The 441-nt window shown below is 71.4% G+C and carries 1 protein-coding gene; it reads right to left on the bottom strand.

Annotated features, from left to right (window positions below):
• The coding region (locus tag F8271_RS31860; protein ID WP_151493453.1) for a discoidin domain-containing protein at positions 1–441 on the bottom strand (441 nt) is incomplete at both ends.

Genomic DNA, 441 nt, shown 5'->3' with positions numbered 1-441 from the left:
GGCGGGGTGGTGGACGTGCCGCCGTACACCTCGACCTCGGAGAGTTGCGCGGCCGGCCAGCCGGTGTTGCCGGTGACGGTCACCCGAATGAAGCGGCGGTCACCGGAGGGCAGGCCGATCGACACGGTGTTGCCCGCGCCGGGGTTGAAGACCCGTCCGGCCGACGATGCCAGGGTGGCGTACGACGATCCGTCGGTGGAGCCGAGCACCGACAGGGTCTGGGTGCGTTGCTCCCAACCGCTGGGCAGCTTGAGCACCACCCGGTCGACCGAGCGGGCCGAGCCCAGGTCGATGGTGACCGACTGGGGGAAGGCATTGTTGGCGCTCTCCCAGTAGCTGGCCGCGTTGCCGTCCACCACGTTGGCCGCCGTGTAGCTCTGGTTGGTGCTGGTCGCGGTCGCCGACCGGCCCAGCGCCAGGTTCCCGCCGGTGGGAGGCGGG

Origin of the sequence: Micromonospora sp. ALFpr18c, assembly GCF_008868155.1 — a bacterium.
Classification (GTDB): domain Bacteria; phylum Actinomycetota; class Actinomycetes; order Mycobacteriales; family Micromonosporaceae; genus Micromonospora.
This window is presented reverse-complemented; position numbering and strand designations above follow the sequence as displayed.